We start from the raw sequence: 19,634 nt of genomic DNA on the forward strand, positions 1-19,634 counted from the left end.
AAAGCGCCGTTCGGGCCAACACCTGTCGGGTATCGCTTGCGGAACACAAATAGAACATCTATACTGTTCACGATTTGTACGATACGGGCGAGGCCATATCCAAGAGTGGCCGAAGCTAGTTTTGGTTGGTGCTCGGTTCGAGCCGCTCAAATAGGGGGCCAGATGCTCACAGCGAAGCAAAAAGAGCTTCTCATGTTCATTCATGAGCGGTTGAAGGAGTCAGGCGTTCCGCCTTCGTTCGATGAGATGAAGGAAGCTTTGGATCTTCGGTCCAAATCGGGCATTCATCGGCTCATTACGGCACTGGAAGAGCGCGGCTTCGTGCGCCGCCTGCCCCACCGGGCACGCGCCATGGAAATTATCAAGCTTCCCGAGTCGGTACCGCAGAGCGTTGCCGTGCGCGGACGCGGCTTTTCGCCAAGCGTGATCGAAGGCAGCCTCGGGCGCGCGTCGGCCCCAGTGGCGGGCGCTGCCTCCGACGGACAGACCGTCGTGCTGCCGATCATGGGCCGCATCGCGGCCGGTGTGCCGGCCGAGGCCATTCAGACGAAGCTGGATACGATCGAAGTGCCGCCGGAGCTTCTGGCCAAGGGCGAGCATTACGCGCTCGAGGTGAAGGGCGACTCGATGATCGACGCCGGCATTCTGGAGGGCGATACGATCCTGATCCGCAAATGCGACGATGCCAACAATGGCGACATCGTCGTCGCTCTCGTAGACGAAGAGGAAGCCACGCTGAAGCGTCTGCGCCGGCGGGGCGATTCCATCGCGCTGGAAGCGGCCAATCCCGCTTATGAGACCCGCATCTTCGGGCCGGACCGTGTACGGGTCCAAGGGCGGCTCGTGGGCCTTATTCGCCGCTACTGAGTTCCCTGCCCTTCGGGATTGGTCTGCGGGTCTGAGGCTTCGCGCTGATCGGTGGCAGGAGTTACCGCGTGCGCTGACCAGGGGCGTGTTCCGCGGTGCTCAGCAACGGTCTCCGTCCGAATGGACAATCCTTCGATATAGAGCGCGTGCGCGCCTTGGGTCGACAGCGCCGCCCTGTCGACAATGATCCGGGGTGCCTTGCAGGCCCTGCCGAGCTTGAACGGCGCCACCACGATATCGGCCTTGCGGCAGTCTTCGGCGATTGCCCCAGTTTCTCGGATTAGCGCAACTGTCTTTCCTTTGACCTTACCCACGCAGCCGAGCGGATCGCAGCGGAATGGGGTGGTCTGCGGCAGACCCTTTGGATCAGTGCCGTCGCCATCGGCCAGGAGCCATTTCTCAACGCTGTAGCTTGCCGCGGTGGCCGACGGGAAGATCAACCCGTCCGCGCCGCGGATGGCGGCCGTCCTCCCGTCGCGCTCGATCAGCACGTCCGGGCGGTTGCCGGGGGGCGCCAGTGCGAGCCCGAGCGCGGCGATGACGAGGCCCAGCGCCCGCAGCCGCGTCCGCCATAGACACAGCCACAGGCCGCCGAACGCGATGAGCGCGAGTGACCAGCCAGAGAGATCCGGCAGGATCGTGACGGCGCCGGGCCAGGAGGCCACCCACGCCGCCGCCCCCACCATCAATTCGATTCCATATCCCATGACCTGTAGTGGCCATGCCTCGAGGCCAAACGGCATGGCGATCAAGGAGAGGAGCGCCATCGGCATGATCAGTAGGCTGATAAGCGGTGCGACGATCATGTTTGCGGCGATGCCGAAATGGGTCATGCGGTGAAAGTGATAGACTGCGAAGGGCGCCACGGCCGTGCCCGCGATTAGGGTCGTCAGGCCCGCCCCCAGCACGAGCGCGCCCGTCCAGCGCAGGCGGCGCCACAGGGCGCTGGTCTCGGCCGCGGACGTGCGCTCACGGGCCGATAGAGCCTCGTAAGCCGCCACCAGACCGATGACAGCCGCGAAGGACATCTGGAAGCTCGGGTCGAACAGGGATTCGGGTGCGAATGCGAGAATGGCAAGCGCAGCGATAGCGACGTTGCGCATGGTGATGGCGGGTCGGTCGAGCAGGATCGCGATCATGACGACCCCCATCATCAAATAGGCGCGGACAGTCGGGACGGCCGCTCCGGACAGAACCAGGTAGAACGTGGCGGCCAGGAGCGCGGCGGCTGCCGCCCATTTCTTGATGGGGTACCGCAGGGCAAGCGCCGGCACGCTAGCGAGCAGTGCCCGCACGAGCCAGAAGACGCTGCCGGCCATGATCACCATGTGAAGGCCGGAAATGGCGAGGACATGCGCGAGCCCCGCGTCCCGCATGGCCTCGGTCACGCGCTTCGGGATGCCGCCCCGCTCCCCGGTGATCAGGGCCACGGCGATCGCGCCGTCCTCGCCGGGCAGCGCGGCGCGGACGCGCGCGCCGACGGCGTTTCGAAGCCGGTCGATCCCCGCCCACAGGCGCACGCCCGTCGGTGGTGTCGGGGCACCGTCGAGATGGCTGACCCGGCCCGTGGCATAGCCGATGCCGCCGAGCTGCTGGAACCACGCCCGCCGTCCAAAATCGAAGTCGCCGGGAGCGACAGGCTCCGGCGGCGGGTTCAGCGTCGCGCGCAAGGAAATCGCCTCGCCCGGGAAAACTGTCGTGTTCTTGCCCGCGATGCTCACGCGAACGCGTTTTGGAGTCTCCGCAGGGATCAGAGAGCCGATCGAGAGCACGCGCAACGTCAGCCTATCGCGGGCATCGCTGCGCCTTTCGAACGCTTCCACGTACCCTTCGACGGACACGTGCCGCAGTTCGTCCTGGAGGACAGGCGCGCGGACCAGTTCCGTTCGTAGTTTTGCGGTCCCGAAACCCAACGAGAGCGCCAGGAGTGCGACGGCCAAGGCAATCCCATCGTGCGAGCCTCGGACAAACAGGAGGATGCCCAGCGTGCCGAGAATGAATGCGACCGCCAGGCGTGCTTGTGGCTCCGTGGGCAAGGCAAAGTAGAGCGCAATTCCGCCTGCGAAGAAGACGGGCAGCCACAGGATCCAGCGATCGCTCTCGGCCTCCAGAGCGTCCGTGAGAGTTCGCGCCAGGCGCAGCAGCAGTCCTTGCGGACGCTTGTACGCGCCCGGCGGCCATCCGTCGCCGTCTCCACCCTCGCTGTAACTGGTTTCCGGCATGGCTCCCCAGCCTGCCCTTACCCGCGTGCCTCCCGTATGCTACACCCTCGCGCGGACGCTTTCCTTCTTCATCTCAACCACTTTTTCCGGGTCAAGACCTCACCGATGACCGAGACCGTTATCACGCGATTTGCGCCGTCTCCGACGGGTTACCTGCATATTGGCGGCGCGCGTACCGCCCTGTTCAATTGGCTCTTCGCCAAAGCTCATGGCGGCAAGATGCTGCTTCGAATCGAGGACACGGACCGGGCCCGATCCACGGACGCTGCCATTGAGGCCATTCTCGACGGGCTGCGCTGGCTGGAGCTCGATTGGGACGGCGAGCCCGTTTATCAGTTCTCGCGCGCGGAGCGTCACCGTGAGGCCGCCGAGCAGCTCCTGGCCGAGGGGAAAGCCTATCGCTGCTATGCGACGCCTGAGGAACTGCAGGCCATGCGCGAGAAGGCGCGCGCCGAGGGCGGCTCACCGGGCTACGACGGGACGTGGCGCGACAAGGATCCCGCCCTGGCACCGGAAGGTGTCGCACCGGCGATCCGGTTCAAGGCGCCGCGCGACGGCGAGACCGTCATCGAGGACCGCGTTCAGGCCGCGTGACCTTCGCCAACAAGGATCTGGACGACTTCGTGCTCCTGCGCAGCGACGGCACCCCGACCTACATGCTGTCGGTGGTGGTCGACGACCACGACATGGGCATTACCCACGTTGTGCGCGGCGACGACCACCTCACCAATGCGGCGCGCCAGACTCAGCTCTTCGAGGCGCTCGGCTGGGAGACGCCGATCTATGCCCACGTACCGCTGATCCACGGGCCGGACGGGGCGAAGCTGTCGAAGCGTCACGGCGCGCTCGGTGTCGAGGCCTATCGCGAGATGGGCTACCTGCCAGTCGCCTTGCGGAACTACCTGGTGCGTCTCGGTTGGAGCCATGGCGACGCGGAAGTCATCTCCACCGACGAAATGATCTCCTGGTTCAATCTCGAGGCCATTGGGCGGTCGCCGGCGCGATTCGACTTCACTAAGCTCGAAAGCCTCAACGGCCACTACCTGCGGGACATGCCGGATGCGGAGATCGTGAGTCATTTGAAGGCGCTCGTGCCGCATCTTGCGAACGGGGACGAGTTGCTCGCCCGCATCGGCGAGGACGGCTGGGGCAAGCTCGAGCGCGCCATGCCGGGCTTGAAGGAACGGGCCAAGACCCTGATCGAGCTCTTGGACAGCGCGGACTATCTCTTCGCCGAGCGCCCTCTCGCGCCCGACGACAAGGCGGCCAAGCTCCTCGATGGCGGCGGCCGCGAGACCTTGGCCGAGCTGCTGCCGGATCTCGAGGCTGTCGAGCCCTGGTCCGCGGCGGGAATCGAGGCCAGTGTCCGCGCCTTTGCCGAGCGGACCGACCGGAAGCTTGGTAAGGTTGCGCAGCCGCTTCGCGCGGCCCTGACCGGCCGGTCGACCTCGCCCGGTATCTTCGATGTGCTTGAGGTTCTCGGGCGCGACGAGGCTTTGGCGCGAATTGCAGACCAAACGCAAGCCGTCCAAAGTGCGTAATATTTATGCAGCAACTCGTGTTGCGCTGCAGTAAAATCGACGCGAAAATGCGGCAACGCAAAACGAAGCGGTGAATTTTGGGGGCGTCGTATTCTCGTTAATCCGGTTGAGCGTTTTGCCCGCCACCCCGCTTATGTCCAGGAGGTTTTGAGATGAGTATCGCAGAAGAGCTTGGCTCGAACGACGTGGACGAAGCGACCGTCACGCTCCGCGGTGGCGAGCATGTGATGCCGGTCCGCTCCGGCACGATGGGACCGGATGTCATCGACATCACGTCGCTCTACGGCCGCACGGGGTGCTTCACCTACGATCCCGGCTTTACCTCCACGGCGAGTTGCGAATCCAAGATCACGTATATCGACGGCGACAAGGGCGTCCTGCTGTATCGGGGCTATCCGATCGATCAGCTTGCGGAGAATACGACGTTCCTCGAGACAGCCTATCTGCTGCTCTACGGCGAGCTTCCGACCAAGGAACAGTACGACGCGTTCACGGTGCGGATCACGCGCCACACGATGCTGCACGAGCAGATGAACCGCTTCTTCTCCGGCTTCCGCCGGGATGCGCATCCGATGGCCATCATGGTGGGCATCGTCGGCGCGCTGTCGGCCTTCTATCACGACTCCCTCAACATTCGCGATCCGTGGCAGCGCGAGATGGCCAGCATCCGCATGATTGCCAAGATGCCGACCATCGCGGCCATGGCCTACAAATATTCCATCGGCCAGCCCTTCATCTATCCCAAGAACGATCTGGATTATTCGGCCAACTTCATGCGGATGTGCTTCGCGGTGCCATGCGAGGATTATCCGATCGATCCGGTGCTGACCCGGGCCATGCGGCGAATCTTCATTCTGCATGCCGATCACGAGCAGAACGCTTCCACGTCGACCGTTCGGCTGGCCGGCTCGTCGGGCGCCAATCCGTTTGCGTGCATCTCCGCAGGTATCGCCTGTTTGTGGGGGCCAGCCCATGGCGGTGCGAACGAAGCAGCGCTCATGATGCTGGAGGAGATCGGGTCCGTCGACCGGATCCCCGAATACGTCAAGCGCGCGAAGGACAAGGACGACCCGTTCCGCCTGATGGGCTTCGGGCACCGCGTCTACAAGAACTACGATCCGCGCGCCAAGATCATGCAGAAGACCTGCCACGAGGTTCTGGGCGCCGTGGGGCTGCAGGACGATCCGATCCTCAAGGTCGCCATGGAGCTCGAGAAGATCGCGCTGTCGGACGAGTACTTCATCGAGAAGAAGCTCTATCCGAATATCGACTTCTATTCGGGCATCACCCTGAAGGCGCTCGGCTTCCCGACGGAGATGTTCACGGTGCTGTTCGCCCTTGCGCGGACGGTGGGCTGGATCGCGCAGTGGAAGGAAATGGTCGAGGATCCGTCCCAGCGCATCGGCCGTCCCCGCCAGCTCTACACCGGCGCCACGGAGCGTCCCTTCGTTGCCATGGGCGATCGTTAGGGGCTAGGCGTCCGTCTCTTCCTGAGGAGCTCCGTAGATGAAGAGCTTCCGTTCGTTGGCAATCTCGAGCGTACGATTGTAGTCGGCGATGAGCACGCGCCGTGCCGCGACGGCTACGCCGGAAAGCCCCGCCTCCGCCGCTTTCAGCATGGTCTCCGGGCCGATGGTGGGCATGTCGACGCGTTCTTCCTGACCCGGTTTCGGCGCCTTCACCAGCACGCCTGGGCCGGTCCCATGGCTGCGGCCGCGCCGTTTGATTTCCGCGCAACGCTCCAACATCGCATCGGTACCTTCGGCGGCTTCCAAGGCCAGGACGTAGCCACTTGCGATGACGGCCGCCTGGCCGATGTCGAACTGGCCCAGTGCACGGACGACTTTGAAGGCGAGCGCCATGTCCGCCTTGTCGTCCGCTGAGGGCGAGAGCCGGGTCAGCGTTCCTTCGGGAACCAGAAGCTCGGGCAGGATGTCGCCCGCACCATGCACCCGATAGCCATTCTGTTCGAAGAAGCGCACGATCCGCGACAGGATACGGTCGTCGCCGCCTTTGCGTAGACTGAGGAGAAACGGCAATGCTTTGACGGCGCCGAAATCGATCCGAACGTTCTTGATATGCGGGCGGGTTACGCCACCGATGATGACGAGATCCTTGCAGCCGCTCTTCTCCAAGGCGGAGAACACCTTTCCCACCTCACCCCATTTGATCCAAGTGTGTGGAAAGCGTTCGATTTCGGCGTCAGCCTCGCCTTGGATCCCGACGATATGGAGCGGTACATTGTCGGCCCTGGCCGCGTCGGCGATCATCACCGGCAAGGATCCGCGCCCGGCTATGATGCCGAGCGGCCCCGTGACCCTTGTGGTCTTGAGGGCTTCCGACGGCTGACTGTCAGCGGCTCGGCGATGCGACATTGCTGGGAATGCAGAATTGGCGATCCGTATCGCTCTTGATGAAGTCGATGATCTGACGCGCCAGTTCGTTCGTGGAAAACATCGCTTCGACGTCTTCGAGCTGCTCTTTCATGGTGCCTTCGCTCGAGAATAGCATGCGATAGGCTTTGCGCACCTCATGGATCTGCTCGCGCGGGAAGCCGCGCCGCTTGAGGCCGACAATGTTCAGGCCGTTGAGGTTGGCCCGGTTGCCCAGCGCCATGCCATAGGGGATCAAATCCGCGGCCACGCCCGACATGCCGCCGACGAAGGAATAGGCCCCGATACGGACGAATTGATGCACGGCCGAAAGCCCGCCGATGATTGCACCGTCGCCGACGGAGACATGGCCTCCGAGCGCGACGTTGTTCACGAGGGTGACATTGTCGCCAATCTGGCAGTCATGCGCCACGTGTGCCGCGATCATCAGGAAGCAGTTCGAGCCGACACGGGTCGCCATATGTCCCGTGGAGGTTCCTCTGTGTACGGTCACATGCTCGCGCAGCACGGTGTTCTCGCCGATCGTAACCGTGCTCGGATCGTCCTTGTACTTGATGTCCTGCGGTTCGAGCCCGACCGAAACGAACGGAAAGATCTTGCACCCAGAACCGATCGTGGTGCGTCCGTCGATTACGACATTGGAGCGAATGACGACGTCGTCGCCGATCTCGACATTGGGGCCGACCACGCAAAACGGCCCGATCTCGACATTCGACCCAAGCTTCGCACCCGGGTCGACCTGCGCGGTCGCATGAATATTGGACATGGAACGTTTACTCTGCCTCGATCGTATCGACGATCACTGCACTGACTTCCGCCTCGGCCACCAGGTTGCCGTCGACCAGGGCACGCGCCTTGAAGCGCCAGACTTTGCCGCGGCTGCGCATCTTCTCCACATGGTAGTGGACGGTGTCCCCGGGGATCACCGGGCGGCGAAAACGCGCCTTGTCGATGGCCATGAAATACACGAGCGGCGGCTCCTCGAACTCGTCGAGGAATCGCATGCATAGAGCGCCGGCCGTCTGGGCCATGCCTTCGATCAGAAGGACGCCGGGCATGACCGGGTTGCCGGGAAAGTGCCCTTGGAAATAGGGCTCGTTCGCCGTCACGTTCTTAATGCCGGTCGCAGAGCGATCCCCATCCATGTCGACAATGCGGTCGACAAGCAGGAAGGGGTAGCGATGGGGCAGAAGCTTCATGATATCGGCGGCTTCCACCCGATCAGGCCTCTGAATTTCTCCGCTCTCGTTCATTCGGACCGGCTCCTTCGATGCGGGCTGGCTACTCGCCGTCCCCGCCTTCTTCTTGGTCAATCTTTACATCCTTACGTTCGGCAAGCTGCCGCAAAAGGGTCAGCTCCCGGAACCACAGCCGGACAGGTTTGGCCGGTGTGCCGCCCCAGCGTGCTCCGGCCGGGACGTCGCCCCGTACGTTGCTGCTCCCAGCGATTTGCGCTCCAGCACCGATCTTTAGGTGGCCAACGACGCCGACCTGCCCGCCCAGAGCCACGAAATCGCCGAGCTCGGAACTGCCCGAAATACCCGTTTGCGACACAATAATGCAATGCCTGCCGACGATGACGTTGTGCCCGATTTGGACGAGATTATCAATTTTAGTGCCTTCTCCGATAATCGTATCCCGAAGGGCCCCGCGATCGACGGTCGAATTGGCCCCGATCTCCACATCGTCCTGAATCACGACGCGCCCGATCTGAGGCACCTTCATATGGCCCTCCTGCCCCATCGCAAAGCCGAATCCGTCCTGGCCGATCGCGACGCTGGAATGGATGACGACGTTGTTTCCGATAAGGGCATGGGTCACGACGGCGTTGGGCCCGATATAGCTGTTCCGGCCGATATGGACCCGGTAGCCGATGACGGCGCCGGCGGCAATCGTTGTACCCCGTCCGATATGAGCTTCGGGCCCTATGACGGCGCCGGGCTCGACGATCACGTCGGGCTCTAGGACCGCGGACGGATGGACGCCGGGGGCCGAATCCCCCTCCCTGGCCGGTCCGGCCGTCTTCGGACGGACCGATTCCGGATAGAACAAGGCGATTGCTTTGGCGAAGCCGCGATAGGGTTCGCGCATCCTGAGAGCAGCGGTGCCGGAAGGCACTTTGCGGACGAATTTCGGCGCGACGATGCATGCAGACGCCTTCGTCGTCTCCAGCGCGGGTAGATATTTGGGATTGTCTACGAAGGACAGGTGCCCCTCGCCCGCATCGTCGAGCGGCAGGACGTCGACGATCTCAAGGTCGGGGTTAGCGTTGGATGCGAGTTCTGCCCCGACAGTCTCAGCAACGAGACCCAAAGTGAACGGACCGGCGCGTTTGAAAAATCCCGGATGTTCCATTGGTTCTCCTTGCGAGCAGCGCTTAAGCGCTCGCGACAATGGACGCCGCATCAGACAGTGGCAACCTTTAGAAAGCGGTAGAGGCGCCGAAGCGGAAGAGCTCGGTCCTGTCGAAATCGGCCTTCAGCAGGGCCTCGGCAAGATCGGCGCGGAGCGGGCCGAGCGGAGACTGCCAGATGAGGCTGACACCGGTCGAGAGGCGAATGTCCGCAGTGTCCTCGATGTAGCTGCCTTCGTCGATATCGACCGCCTGGATGGCCGCCTCACCCGGACCCCAGAGAGAGCCCGCGTCGACGAAAACGGCGCCCTGCATGCCGAGGTTCTCCGGAATAAGCGGCAGCGGGAAGCGCACTTCGGCCGTCGTGGCCCAGAAATATTTGCCGCCCAGCGAGTCCTGGCTGCAGTCCGGGACGCGCTTTCCAGTTGTCGGGTTGCGACAGGCGTCACGCGGGCCATAACCGGCGCGGTCGAAGCCGCGGATCGTCTCGCCGCCCTTGAAGAACAGGTCGGTCAGACGCAAATCTTCGCCGCCCCAAGGCTCGATGACACCGCCCTGGACGCGTCCCACGAGCGTGATCTTGTTGGTGATTGGGTAGTAGCCCCGGGTGTCGAGGATGAAGCGGTTGTACTGCACATCGCCGCCGACGCCCGCGAAGTCCTGGGAGATCGAGGCGAAGATACCGCTGGTCGGCGACTGCGGCAGGTTCCGGGTGTCGTAGGCCAGCGTATAGCCGAGGCTCGAGACGAGGACGGCGCCTTCGTCAGCAGCCTGCTTGATCGCAAGCGAGGCGTCTCGCGTGGCGTCGTAGATTTCTTCGCGCTGCAGCCGGTAGCGCAGGCCAAGCTGCGTGTTGTTCGCGACCGGGAAACCGATACGCAAGTTTCCGCCCGTATCGCGCTGCTTGAACGAGGCGACGTTGGTCAGGTCGACTTCCTTGTGGAAGAGGTCGAAACCGGCGGCGATGTTGCGGCCGAGGAAGGCCGGCTCGGTGAAGCTGAAGTCCACCTGGAAACGCTCAAGGCTGCCCGACAGACCAAGGCGGACATACTGGCCGCGGCCCATCAGGTTTCTCTCGGTGACGCTCACGTCGCCGATGACGCCTTCCGTCGTGGAGTAACCGACACCGAACGAGAACTCGCCCGTCGGCTGTTCGACGACGACGACATCGATGACGACGCGATCCGGCGCACTGCCAGGTGATGTCTGAATGTCGACCGTTTTGAAGAAGCCGAGCGAACGCAAGCGCTTGCGGGCGGCCTCGATCAGCAGACGGTTATAGGCGTCGCCTTCCGCCAGACGGAACTGCCGGCGAATGACCTGATCTTCGGTACGGTAATTGCCGACGATGTTGATCCGTTCGATGTAGACGCGCGGACCTTCGTCGATCACGTAGGTGATGTTGATCGTCTGTGTGGTCGGATCGCGATCGAAACGGGGCCGGACCTGACCGAACGCGTAGCCTTGTTCGGACACCTTGACGGTCAGGGCTTCGACGGTCTTCTCGACCTTTTCGACGTTGTAGCGTTTGCCGGGCTTCGTCAGGAGAGCGCCACTGAGCGCGTTCACATCCAACGACGGCAAGGCGCTCTCGATATCGATATACCCGAAGTCGTAGCGCGGGCCTTCGTAGATCTCGAACGTGATCACGAAGCCGCCCTCGTTCCGGTTCAGCCAACCGCCGCCCCCCTCACCCGGCAACATATCGGCGTTCGAGGAGAGGATGCGTACATCCGCATAGCCGTTCTTCAGATAGAACTGGCGCAGCAGTTCGCGGTCCAGAGCGAGCCGATCCGGATCGTAGATGTTGTCGTTCTTCAGAAAGCTGAGCCAGCTTGTCCGTTTCGTTGAAACCACGAAGCGCAGCTGGGAGGCGCTGAACGCCTCGTTGCCCACGAATTTGATCGCTTTGACCTTGGTCTTAACGCCCTCACCGATCTGATAGACGACTTCCACGCGGTTGCCGCCGAGCGGAATGACCTGGGCGCTCACTTGCGCGTCGTAATGGCCCTGGCGGGCAAGCACATCGCGGATCCGCTGCTCGTCGGCCTGAACGCGCGCTTGGGTATAGACGGAGCGCGGCTTCACCTGAACTTCGGAGCTCAGCGTGTCGCTTTCGACGTCCTTGTTGCCTTCGAACCGGACGCGTGCAACGACGGGATTTTCGACGACGACGACGACGACCGTGGAGTATTGGCGCCGAATGCGGACGTCCTTGAAAAGGCCGGTCGCGAAAAGGGTCTTCAGGGATTGATTGATCTCGCCGGGGTCGTAGGGGTCGCCGGCGGAAAACGTGAGGTAGGAGCGGATCGTTTCGGCTTCGACTCGCTGATTACCTTGGACGACGACGGAGCTGATGGTGGCATTTTGGGCAACGGCAGTGAGATCGCCAAAGCCCGCGCTGATACCCAGCGAGAGCGGGACGCTACACAACACCAGGAGGACTGCTGCGAGCCCTCTTTCCAACGTCCACCGCACCATTTCTGGTGTAATCCCCCGTTAACCCAAACCCCCCATAGGCTATGGGCCTATGGACCAAGCTGGCCATCTGTTTGTGGCCGATTTTAGATACGTTCTGTCTCTTTTCAGGTGAATTTGAGCGGTTCTTTTCGTCCCCTGCCCGTCAATCCCACCATCACAGAAACTTCAAATGAATCAGATCGTTCCAGGTCGCAAAGATCATTAGCATGAGGACGAACGCAAGGCCAATGCGAAAACCGATTTCCTGTGTGGTTTCGCTTAACGGTTTCCCCCTCACGGCTTCGATTCCGTAAAACAGCAGATGGCCACCATCGAGCATAGGTATTGGGAAAAGATTGATGAGCCCAATACTGACCGAGATGATGGCAGCGAGGTTGAGGAGCGCAAGAAAGCCGGCGGTCGCAACCTGCCCGGATACTTGAGCAATTCTCAGTGGACCGCCGAGTTGATCGGCATCTTCACGGCCCTTAATCACGTCGTAGAGGTACCCGAGGGAGCGGGACACGACAAAGTAGCATTCCTTGACGCCCATCACGAAGGCCGTGGCGGGATCATGGCGCTTCAGCGTCCAATCATCCGGCGAGGCACTGCGTTGGATCCCCAAGAGCCCGATTTTGAACGTGTTTCCAAAGCGGTCGGTGATTTCCTTCCGCTCCGGGACTGCCGTCAGGTCCACGGTTCTGCCGTCCCGGTCGACCATGAAATGGAGTTCCCGGTCGGGGCTGGTGGCGACGATCCGCTGCATATCGGAAAAGTTCGTGATTTTCGTCCCGTCGATGCTCGTGATCAGGTCGCCGGGTTGGAAACCGGCCCGCTCCGCGGCGCTGTCCGGGTTGATCGCGTCCACTTTCGGGGCGGTGATGCGCTCGCCGAAAATGCTGAAAATGGTCGTGAAAATCAGAATCGCGAAGATGAAGTTCGCGATCGGGCCCGCGGCGACGATGGCGGCACGCTGACCAAGGGTCTTTCCCTGGAAGGTCTTCTCGCGATCGGCCTCAGGTAGCGACTCGAGGGACTTCTGTCCTGCGCTCGCGGCATTCTCGTCGTCGATGAATTTGACGTAGCCGCCAAGCGGGATCCAGGCAACGCGCCAGCGGGTGCCGTATTTGTCGTTGAACCCGAAAATCTCGGGGCCGAAGCCGATGGAAAACGCCTTGATTCCCACGCCGCACCAGCGCGCCACGAGGAAGTGCCCCATCTCGTGGACGAAGACCACGACGGTCAGAACGAACAGGAACGGGATGAGATAGCTGAGAAAGTTGCCGCCGAAACCGGCGAGCGAAGTGAATATGTCCATAAGTCCGGTTACCTAGAGAATTGGGCCCTTCTTAGTCAGATTGTCGGCGCAGGCCTATTTTGGTACGTCCCGGAATGCCGGTACCGGCCCGGTGCGCTGTGTTTTCAGTTCCCCGCGTCTGCCCCCGCCCAACGGGGCAGCCGATCCCTCGCCCGGCGGCGCGCTTCTTCGTCGATCTCGTAGACATCCTCGGCGGTTTCCGCGGTGAGAGCGATCAGGTCGGCGCAGTCGACCAGCGTGGTCTCGACCAGTCCGGCGATTCCGAGGAACCCTAGCCGCTTCTCGAGGAACGCCGCAACGGCGACTTCGTTGGCTGCGTTCAGAACGGCGCCGGCGCCGCCCCCGGTGTCCAGAACCTCCTTGGCCAGGCGCAGGGCCGGGAATCGTTCGGGGTCCGGCGCCTCGAAGGTCAGGGAGCCGAGCATGGCGAGATCGATGCGCTCATTGGGCACATGCATGCGTTCGGGCCAGGCCAGGCTGTAGGCAATCGGCGTGCGCATATCCGGGCAGCTCAGTTGAGCCAGCACCGCCCCATCGGTCATTTGCACAAGGCAGTGCACAATGGACTGGGGATGCACCAGCACACACAGCTTCTCCGGCGGCAGCGCGAAAAGATGATGTGCCTCGATGAGCTCCAGCCCCTTGTTCATGAGGGACGCGGAATCGATCGTGACTTTCGCGCCCATCGACCAGTTCGGATGTTTCAGCGCCTGCTCGGGACCGGCCTCCGCCATCTGCGCGACGCTCCAGGTCCGGAAGGGACCGCCCGAGGCCGTCAGGCAAACAGATTCGATCTTGTCGGGCTCGGTGCCGGTCATGGCCTGACGGGCCGCGGAGTGCTCGGAGTCCACGGGCAACAGGGTCGCGCCGTGCCGGGCCACTTCGCGCATGAAGATCTCGCCGCCGGAGACGAGACATTCCTTGTTGGCGAGCGCGACGGTCGTGCCCTGCTTCACGGCGCGCAAGGTGGGCCTGAGTCCGGCGACGCCGACGATGGCGGCCATGATCCAGTCTGCAGGACGGGACGCCGCATCGAGCAGCGCCTTCGGTCCCGCCGCCACTTCGATGCCCGTGCCCGCCAGCGCCAGCAGGAGGTCCTTGTAGCTTCCCGCATCCGCTGTCACGGCCAGCTTCGCGCCATGCTGCACGGCAAGCTCGGCGAGCCGTGCCACGTTCTTGTTGCCGGTCAGCGCGATGACTTCGTAGCCGTCGGGATTGCGCCCGACGAGATCGAGCGTGCTTTCGCCGATCGATCCGGTGGCGCCGAGCACGCTGATCCGCTTGGGCTGCTTGGCGCTCGAACGGGGCTCGCTATCGGCGTTTTCTCTTACGGGAAACAGGGTACGCGCCTCACCATATCAAGAGCCCGGCGGCCGGAAATTCAGGGTTCCGCAGGGCGATCAACGCGGCCACGACCGCCGCCATCAGGAGGCTGTCGATCCGGTCGAAGAAGCCGCCATGGCCCGGAATAAGCTGGCTCATATCCTTGATGCCCAGGCTCCGTTTCACGGCGCTCTCAAGCAAGTCACCCATCTGGCAGGCGAAGGCAAGCACTAATGCCACCAGCGCCAGAGCCACCGGCGAGCTGTTGCCGAGATAGTACGCGAAGAGTACGCCAACCAGCATGGGCGTGGCGGTGCCGATGACGAAGCCGCTCCAGGTTTTCTTCGGTGAGATCGTCGGCGCAAATTTCGGACCGCCGAATGTCCGGCCGCCGACATACGACGCCGTATCCGTGGTCCAACTAACGACGAGGACGAACAGGATGGCCGTCAGCCCGTGGTTCGGGTCGCTGCGGAGCCAAATAAGGGCGGCGGCGGGCAGCACCACATAGGCCAGGCCGCCCGCGTCGAGTTTCGCTTTCTTCGGCGTCTTCTTTTGGTAGCCGGAAACGAGGAGCGTCACCATGGCGGCGGCAAAGATGATCGCTGCGTACTCGTACTTATGGACCGCAACAAAAATGACGACGGCGGTTGCGCAAGCGATATGGATGATCGAGGTGGCGTCGCCGCCTGTCGCCCGCGTTGCCGAGCCCCACTCCCAGGTCAGGACCATGGCCGAGGCGATCACGAGGACGAGGAAGGTCCAGGGGCTGAGAACCAGTGCGCCGAGCGTCAATGCGGCCAGGAACACGGCGGAACCGATCCGGCGCCGCAGTTCCGGCAAGGGTTTGCGCTGAGACTGCGAGGAGTTGTCTTCGGAAGGCGACGGAGACGTCACGCCGTCGATCTCACGGTGCGGCCGCCAAAGCGGCGGTTCCGCCGCTGGAACTCGGCAATCGCTTCTTCGAAATGGGTCTTGTTGAAGTCGGGCCAGTAGGTGTCGACGAACACGAACTCGGCATAGGCCAGTTGCCAGAGCAGGAAGTTCGACAGGCGCAATTCGCCGGAGGTGCGAATGAGCAGGTCCGGATCTGGCAGACTGTCCGTGTCGAGATAGGACCCGAAAAGCTCCTCCGTCACGTCGTCCGGTGCGAGCGTGCCCGCCTTGACGTCTTGGGCGATGCGGGCCGCCGCCCGTGTGATCTCGTTGCGTGAGCCGTAGTTGAACGCGATCGTGAGATTGAGCGCCGTATTCTCTTTCGTCAGCTCCACCGCATCGTCCAGCATGCGCTGAATATCGTCGTCGAGATTGGTGCGGGATCCGATGATGCGGATGCGGACGCCGTTCTTATGAAGGTCGGCGAGGTCGCGACGAATGAAGCGCCGCAACAGCCCGAAGAGGTCTTTGATCTCCTCGGCGGGCCGCGACCAATTCTCCGAGGAGAAGCTGAACAGGGTGAGATGCGTGATGCCGAGATCGCGCGACGCCTCGACAACCCGGCGCACGGCCTCGACGCCGCGGCGGTGACCTTCAACGCGCGGCAGGCGCCGTTCCGAGGCCCAGCGGCCATTGCCGTCCATGATGATGGCGACATGGCGCGGACCCGGCTGGGTCTCACTGCCCCATTTGTTGTCCACTACGAGCGTCACTGCGTGCTTCTCCGAAACCGGCCAACCAGCGTCCGCATGCGGGTCCTGGTCAGACCTGCATGATCTCCGCTTCCTTGGTGGCGAGCGACTCGTCGATCTCCTTGATGACCTTGTCGGTCAAATCCTGAACTTTGTTGGCCAGCGCATGGTGCTCGTCCTTGCCCATGTCGCCGTCCTTCTCGGCCTTCTTCAAATGCTCCATGCCGTCGCGGCGCACGTTGCGCACGGCAATCCGGCCTTGCTCCGCATATTTGTGCGCGACCTTCGCCAGTTCCTGCCGCCGCTCCTCGTTGAGCTCGGGGATAGGCAGCCGCAAGAGCTGGCCTTCGACCACCGGGTTCAGACCCAAATCGGATTCGCGGATGGCTTTTTCAACCGCTGGTACCTGTCCCTTGTCCCAGACCTGCACGGTGATCATCCGTGCTTCAGGAACGTTGACGGTCGCCACCTGGTTCAGCGGCATCGGGTTTCCATAGGCGGACACCATCACCGGATCCAATAGGCTGGCGCTGGCGCGGCCGGTGCGCAGCCCGCTGAACTCGTGCTTTAGAGAGCTCAGCGCGCCGCGCATTCTCCGTTCGATTTCATCCAAGTCAAAGTCGGACATCTTGTCTTCCCTAGCAGCCATCGTTCCGGCGTTCCGAGCCGGCTCTGGCGCGTTGTGTTGGCGTTTCCGAATGTGTGGGACGGCTTAACCGCCGTCGATGGTCGTCGAGGCCCCTTGCCCTTGGAGTTCAAGAGCCAAGCTGCCTTGGTTCTTGATCGAGAACACAATTATCGGAATCCGGTTGTCGCGGGCAAGGGCGATTGCGGCCCCGTCCATGATCCTCAGATCCTGCTTGAGGACTTCGGCATAGCTCAGCCGGTCATAACGCTTTGCGTCCGGGACCTTCTTGGGGTCGGCGGAATAGACGCCGTCGACCTGCGTGGCCTTGTAAAGCGCCTCGCATTCCATCTCGGCGGCGCGCAGCGCGGCGGCCGTATCGGTCGTGAAGAACGGATTGCCGGTCCCGCCCGCGAAGACCAGGACACGCCCCTTGCTGAGATGATCGAGCGCCTTGTCCCGGATATACGGCTCGCAGACTGTCGGCATCGGGATCGCGGAAAGGACGCGGGCCGTCTGCCCTGCCCGTTCGATGGCCGTCTGAAGCGCGAGCGCGTTCATGACTGTCGCCAACATGCCCATGTAATCGGCGCGGGCGCGGTCGATGCCGCCCTCGGCCGCCATCATGCCGCGGAAGATATTACCGCCGCCGACGACGACACAGATCTCGACGCCGATCGCCGCTGCGGCGGCGATGTCCTTCGCGATCGGATCGATGACATCGAGGTCGATTCCGAAGCCCTTATCGCCGGCGAGCGCTTCCCCGGAGAGTTTGACGAGTACGCGCCTGTAGCGCGACTTCGCGGCAGACGGTGTGTCCATCAACGCATGGCTCCGGCGGCAATATGGCGGGATTAACCCGAAAACTGGCCGGGTGGAAATGCCCCCGGCCCACCCAGGCTTGGATAGGCGGCGACTCGATACCGAGCCACCGCCTGAACCCTATGCGCCCGAGGCAGCGGCGGCAACCTCCGCGGCGAAGTCGCCTTCATCCTTCTCGATGCCTTCGCCCAGGGCAAACCGGTAGAATCCAACGATCTTGACGGGTGCGCCCGCATCCTTGCCGACGGCTTCCATGGCCTTGGCGACCGTGTTGTCCGGATCGTGCACGAAGGGCTGCTGGAGCAGGACGACTTCCTCGTAGAACTTCCGCAAGCGGCCCTCGACCATCTTCTCGATGACGTTGTCCGGCTTGCCGGACTCCTTCGCCTGCTCGGTGAGGACGGTGCGCTCGCGCTCGACCAGGTCCTGGTCCAGGCTGTCCGTGTCGATGGCTTGCGGGTTCGTCGCCGCGATGTGCATGGCGACCTGCTTGCCGAAGCCCCTCACGGTCTCCGCATCGCCGGTCGACTCCAGAGCGACGATTACGCCGATCTTGCCGAGACCGGGCGCGGCCTGGTTATGGATGTAGCTCGCGACCACGCCCTTGCCGGCGTCCAGATAGGCCGTCCTGCGCAAAGTCATGTTCTCGCCGATCGAGCCGACCATCTCTTTCAGGGTGTCAGCGACAGAGCTGCCACCCTTGTAGGCTTCCGCACCGAGCTTCTCGATGTCGCCCTTGGCCTTGATGGCCGAGTCGGAAATGGCGGTGACCATTTCCTGGAAAGTCGGGTTCCGGGCCACGAAGTCGGTCTCGGAATTGACTTCAACGAGGGCAGCTTCCGTATCTGTCTCCGCGATGCCGATCAGGCCTTCGGCGGCGACACGGCCGGCCTTCTTCGCCGCCTTGGCGAGGCCTTTAGCACGAAGCCAATCAACGGCGGCTTCCATGTCGCCGTCGTTCTCGTTCAGGGCCGACTTACAATCCATCATGCCCGCGCCGGTCTTCTCGCGGAGCTCCTTGACCATGGCCGCAGTGATCGTCGCCATCAGTTCCTCTTCACTTGTTCCGGGCCGACAGGGCCCGGCTTTTCAATTACGCGTTTGCTGTGGACTCAGCCGTGCCGGCTTCGGCCGGGGCTGCTTCCGTTGCCGGGGCCTCTTCGATGGCCGGCTCGGCCATGGGCTCCTCGGCTTCGCCCAGATCAACGCCCACCGATCCCTGGCCGCGCTCGATGCCGTCAATGGCGGCACGGGCAATCAGGTCGCAGTACAGCGTGATCGCGCGCCCGGCGTCATCGTTGCCGGGAATGGGATAGTTGATGCCGTCCGGATCGCAGTTTGAATCGACGATTGCGACGACGGGGATATTCAGCTTGCGGGCCTCGGCGATCGCGATGGACTCCTTGTTGGTGTCGATCACGAAGATGAGGTCCGGCGGAGCACCCATGTCCTTGATGCCGCCGAGCGAGATCTCCAGCTTGTCCCTCTCGCGGGTCAGCTGCAGCAGCTCTTTCTTCGTGAGACCGCGATGCTCGCCGTCGAGCAGCTCCTCTAGTGCCTTCAGGCGCTTGATGGAGTGCGAGATGGTGCGCCAGTTCGTCAGCGTACCGCCGAGCCAGCGGTGATTGATGAAGTACTGCGCCGACGAGCGCGCGCCTTCGGCAATCGCTTCCGTGGCCTGACGCTTGGTGCCCACGAAGAGCACGCGTCCGCCCTTGGCGACCACGTCGGAGACAGCGACCAGAGCCTGGTGCAGCAGCGGCACCGTCTGGGTCAGGTCGATGATGTGGATGTTGTTGCGGGAGCCGAAGATGAACGGCGCCATTTTCGGGTTCCAGCGATGCGTCTGGTGGCCGAAGTGAACACCAGCTTCCAAGAGCTGGCGCATAGAAAGATCGGGCAGTGCCATGGGACTGCAGACTCCTTTTTCCGGTTTTTCCGCCGCGGGGCGTTGAGAGACCGGCCAAAAGACCGGTCACCGGAGCGAGCGCAAAGGTTATAGAGGCCCTTTGTGACGCTTTGTCCCCGCGTGTGAGATGGTGCGCCTTATAGGGGGCACGCCCGTGCTTGGCAAGTCTGGAA

Annotated in this window: 16 protein-coding genes and 1 pseudogene; 3 read left to right on the plus strand and 14 right to left on the minus strand. The window is 62.8% G+C overall.

The window, feature by feature from the left end; translation table 11 throughout:
* The first annotated feature begins 162 nt into the window (after positions 1-162).
* On the plus strand, positions 163-867 hold the full coding sequence (lexA, locus tag DCY11_RS15240) for a transcriptional repressor LexA (RefSeq protein WP_108683578.1): 705 nt from the start codon (positions 163-165) through the stop codon (positions 865-867).
* On the opposite strand, the gene DCY11_RS15245 is transcribed toward lexA, so the two are convergent.
* Entirely contained in the window at positions 861-3,089 is a 2,229-nt protein-coding gene (locus tag DCY11_RS15245; protein ID WP_108683579.1) for a ComEC/Rec2 family competence protein, read from the minus strand. The genes lexA and DCY11_RS15245 overlap by 7 nt on opposite strands.
* Before the next feature lie 105 nt (positions 3,090-3,194).
* Between DCY11_RS15245 and gltX the strand changes: the two are divergent.
* Together gltX and gltA are read left to right on the plus strand one after the other, a co-directional pair.
* Positions 3,195-4,630: pseudogene (gene gltX / locus DCY11_RS15250) on the plus strand (glutamate--tRNA ligase).
* Between the two features lie 152 nt (positions 4,631-4,782).
* Entirely contained in the window at positions 4,783-6,099 is a 1,317-nt protein-coding gene (gene gltA / locus DCY11_RS15255; RefSeq protein ID WP_108683580.1) for a citrate synthase, read from the plus strand.
* 3 nt (positions 6,100-6,102) lie between these two features.
* Here the strand turns inward: gltA and DCY11_RS15260 are convergent, their stop codons facing one another.
* The 13 genes from DCY11_RS15260 to rpsB form a co-directional block, all read right to left on the minus strand.
* Positions 6,103-7,005, minus strand: a complete 903-nt coding sequence (locus tag DCY11_RS15260; RefSeq protein ID WP_108683581.1) for an LpxI family protein — start codon at positions 7,003-7,005, stop codon at positions 6,103-6,105.
* Positions 6,983-7,789, minus strand: coding sequence for an acyl-ACP--UDP-N-acetylglucosamine O-acyltransferase (lpxA, locus tag DCY11_RS15265; RefSeq protein ID WP_108683582.1), 807 nt, complete (start codon positions 7,787-7,789; stop codon positions 6,983-6,985). Before lpxA ends, DCY11_RS15260 begins: the two co-directional genes overlap by 23 nt.
* 7 nt (positions 7,790-7,796) lie before the next feature.
* Positions 7,797-8,276 (minus strand): 3-hydroxyacyl-ACP dehydratase FabZ, encoded by a 480-nt coding sequence (fabZ, locus tag DCY11_RS15270; RefSeq protein WP_045369927.1) that lies wholly within the window; start codon positions 8,274-8,276, stop codon positions 7,797-7,799.
* Positions 8,277-8,304: 28 nt separating this feature from the next.
* Positions 8,305-9,378 carry a UDP-3-O-(3-hydroxymyristoyl)glucosamine N-acyltransferase gene (gene lpxD, locus DCY11_RS15275; protein ID WP_108683583.1) on the minus strand — a complete coding sequence of 358 codons (1,074 nt, stop codon included), beginning with the start codon at positions 9,376-9,378 and terminating at the stop codon, positions 8,305-8,307.
* 67 nt (positions 9,379-9,445) lie between these two features.
* Positions 9,446-11,857: an outer membrane protein assembly factor BamA gene (gene bamA / locus DCY11_RS15280; RefSeq protein WP_108683584.1), complete on the minus strand. Its 2,412-nt coding sequence runs from the start codon at positions 11,855-11,857 to the stop codon at positions 9,446-9,448.
* Positions 11,858-12,011: 154 nt separating this feature from the next.
* A complete protein-coding gene (gene rseP / locus DCY11_RS15285; RefSeq protein WP_108683585.1) occupies positions 12,012-13,154 on the minus strand; it encodes an RIP metalloprotease RseP in 1,143 nt (380 codons plus the stop codon).
* 104 nt (positions 13,155-13,258) lie between these two features.
* Positions 13,259-14,425: a 1-deoxy-D-xylulose-5-phosphate reductoisomerase gene (gene dxr / locus DCY11_RS15290; RefSeq protein ID WP_371515016.1), complete on the minus strand. Its 1,167-nt coding sequence runs from the start codon at positions 14,423-14,425 to the stop codon at positions 13,259-13,261.
* 79 nt (positions 14,426-14,504) lie between these two features.
* Positions 14,505-15,374, minus strand: a complete 870-nt coding sequence (locus DCY11_RS15295) for a phosphatidate cytidylyltransferase (protein ID WP_159080065.1) — start codon at positions 15,372-15,374, stop codon at positions 14,505-14,507.
* Entirely contained in the window at positions 15,371-16,126 is a 756-nt protein-coding gene (locus DCY11_RS15300; RefSeq protein WP_245409399.1) for an isoprenyl transferase, read from the minus strand. The genes DCY11_RS15295 and DCY11_RS15300 overlap by 4 nt, the downstream gene beginning before the upstream one ends.
* Positions 16,127-16,175: 49 nt before the next feature.
* Positions 16,176-16,733: a ribosome recycling factor gene (frr, locus tag DCY11_RS15305; protein ID WP_069444718.1), complete on the minus strand. Its 558-nt coding sequence runs from the start codon at positions 16,731-16,733 to the stop codon at positions 16,176-16,178.
* An 84-nt stretch (positions 16,734-16,817) separates the two neighbouring features.
* Positions 16,818-17,552 carry a UMP kinase gene (gene pyrH / locus DCY11_RS15310; protein ID WP_108683588.1) on the minus strand — a complete coding sequence of 245 codons (735 nt, stop codon included), beginning with the start codon at positions 17,550-17,552 and terminating at the stop codon, positions 16,818-16,820.
* Between the two features lie 120 nt (positions 17,553-17,672).
* Positions 17,673-18,599, minus strand: a complete 927-nt coding sequence (gene tsf, locus DCY11_RS15315; RefSeq protein ID WP_108683589.1) for a translation elongation factor Ts — start codon at positions 18,597-18,599, stop codon at positions 17,673-17,675.
* Between the two features lie 46 nt (positions 18,600-18,645).
* Positions 18,646-19,461 (minus strand): 30S ribosomal protein S2, encoded by an 816-nt coding sequence (rpsB, locus tag DCY11_RS15320; RefSeq protein ID WP_108683590.1) that lies wholly within the window; start codon positions 19,459-19,461, stop codon positions 18,646-18,648.
* Positions 19,462-19,634: the final 173 nt, after the last annotated feature.

The organism is Methyloceanibacter sp. wino2 (assembly GCF_003071365.1).
Taxonomy (GTDB): domain Bacteria; phylum Pseudomonadota; class Alphaproteobacteria; order Rhizobiales; family Methyloligellaceae; genus Methyloceanibacter.

What these genes read in the sequence shown, in the direction of transcription:
- DCY11_RS15245 (WP_108683579.1), bottom strand. Translation starts at nt 3,089, where the DNA reads ATGCCGGAAACCAGTTACAGCGAGGGTGGAGACGGCGACGGATGGCCG.
- pyrH (WP_108683588.1), bottom strand. Translation starts at nt 17,552, where the DNA reads ATGGACACACCGTCTGCCGCGAAGTCGCGCTACAGGCGCGTACTCGTC.
- rpsB (WP_108683590.1), bottom strand. Translation starts at nt 19,461, where the DNA reads ATGGCACTGCCCGATCTTTCTATGCGCCAGCTCTTGGAAGCTGGTGTT.
- gltA (WP_108683580.1), top strand. Translation starts at nt 4,783, where the DNA reads ATGAGTATCGCAGAAGAGCTTGGCTCGAACGACGTGGACGAAGCGACC.
- rseP (WP_108683585.1), bottom strand. Translation starts at nt 13,154, where the DNA reads ATGGACATATTCACTTCGCTCGCCGGTTTCGGCGGCAACTTTCTCAGC.
- lpxA (WP_108683582.1), bottom strand. Translation starts at nt 7,789, where the DNA reads ATGTCCAATATTCATGCGACCGCGCAGGTCGACCCGGGTGCGAAGCTT.
- DCY11_RS15260 (WP_108683581.1), bottom strand. Translation starts at nt 7,005, where the DNA reads ATGTCGCATCGCCGAGCCGCTGACAGTCAGCCGTCGGAAGCCCTCAAG.
- lexA (WP_108683578.1), top strand. Translation starts at nt 163, where the DNA reads ATGCTCACAGCGAAGCAAAAAGAGCTTCTCATGTTCATTCATGAGCGG.
- tsf (WP_108683589.1), bottom strand. Translation starts at nt 18,599, where the DNA reads ATGGCGACGATCACTGCGGCCATGGTCAAGGAGCTCCGCGAGAAGACC.
- bamA (WP_108683584.1), bottom strand. Translation starts at nt 11,857, where the DNA reads ATGGTGCGGTGGACGTTGGAAAGAGGGCTCGCAGCAGTCCTCCTGGTG.
- lpxD (WP_108683583.1), bottom strand. Translation starts at nt 9,378, where the DNA reads ATGGAACATCCGGGATTTTTCAAACGCGCCGGTCCGTTCACTTTGGGT.
- fabZ (WP_045369927.1), bottom strand. Translation starts at nt 8,276, where the DNA reads ATGAACGAGAGCGGAGAAATTCAGAGGCCTGATCGGGTGGAAGCCGCC.
- frr (WP_069444718.1), bottom strand. Translation starts at nt 16,733, where the DNA reads ATGTCCGACTTTGACTTGGATGAAATCGAACGGAGAATGCGCGGCGCG.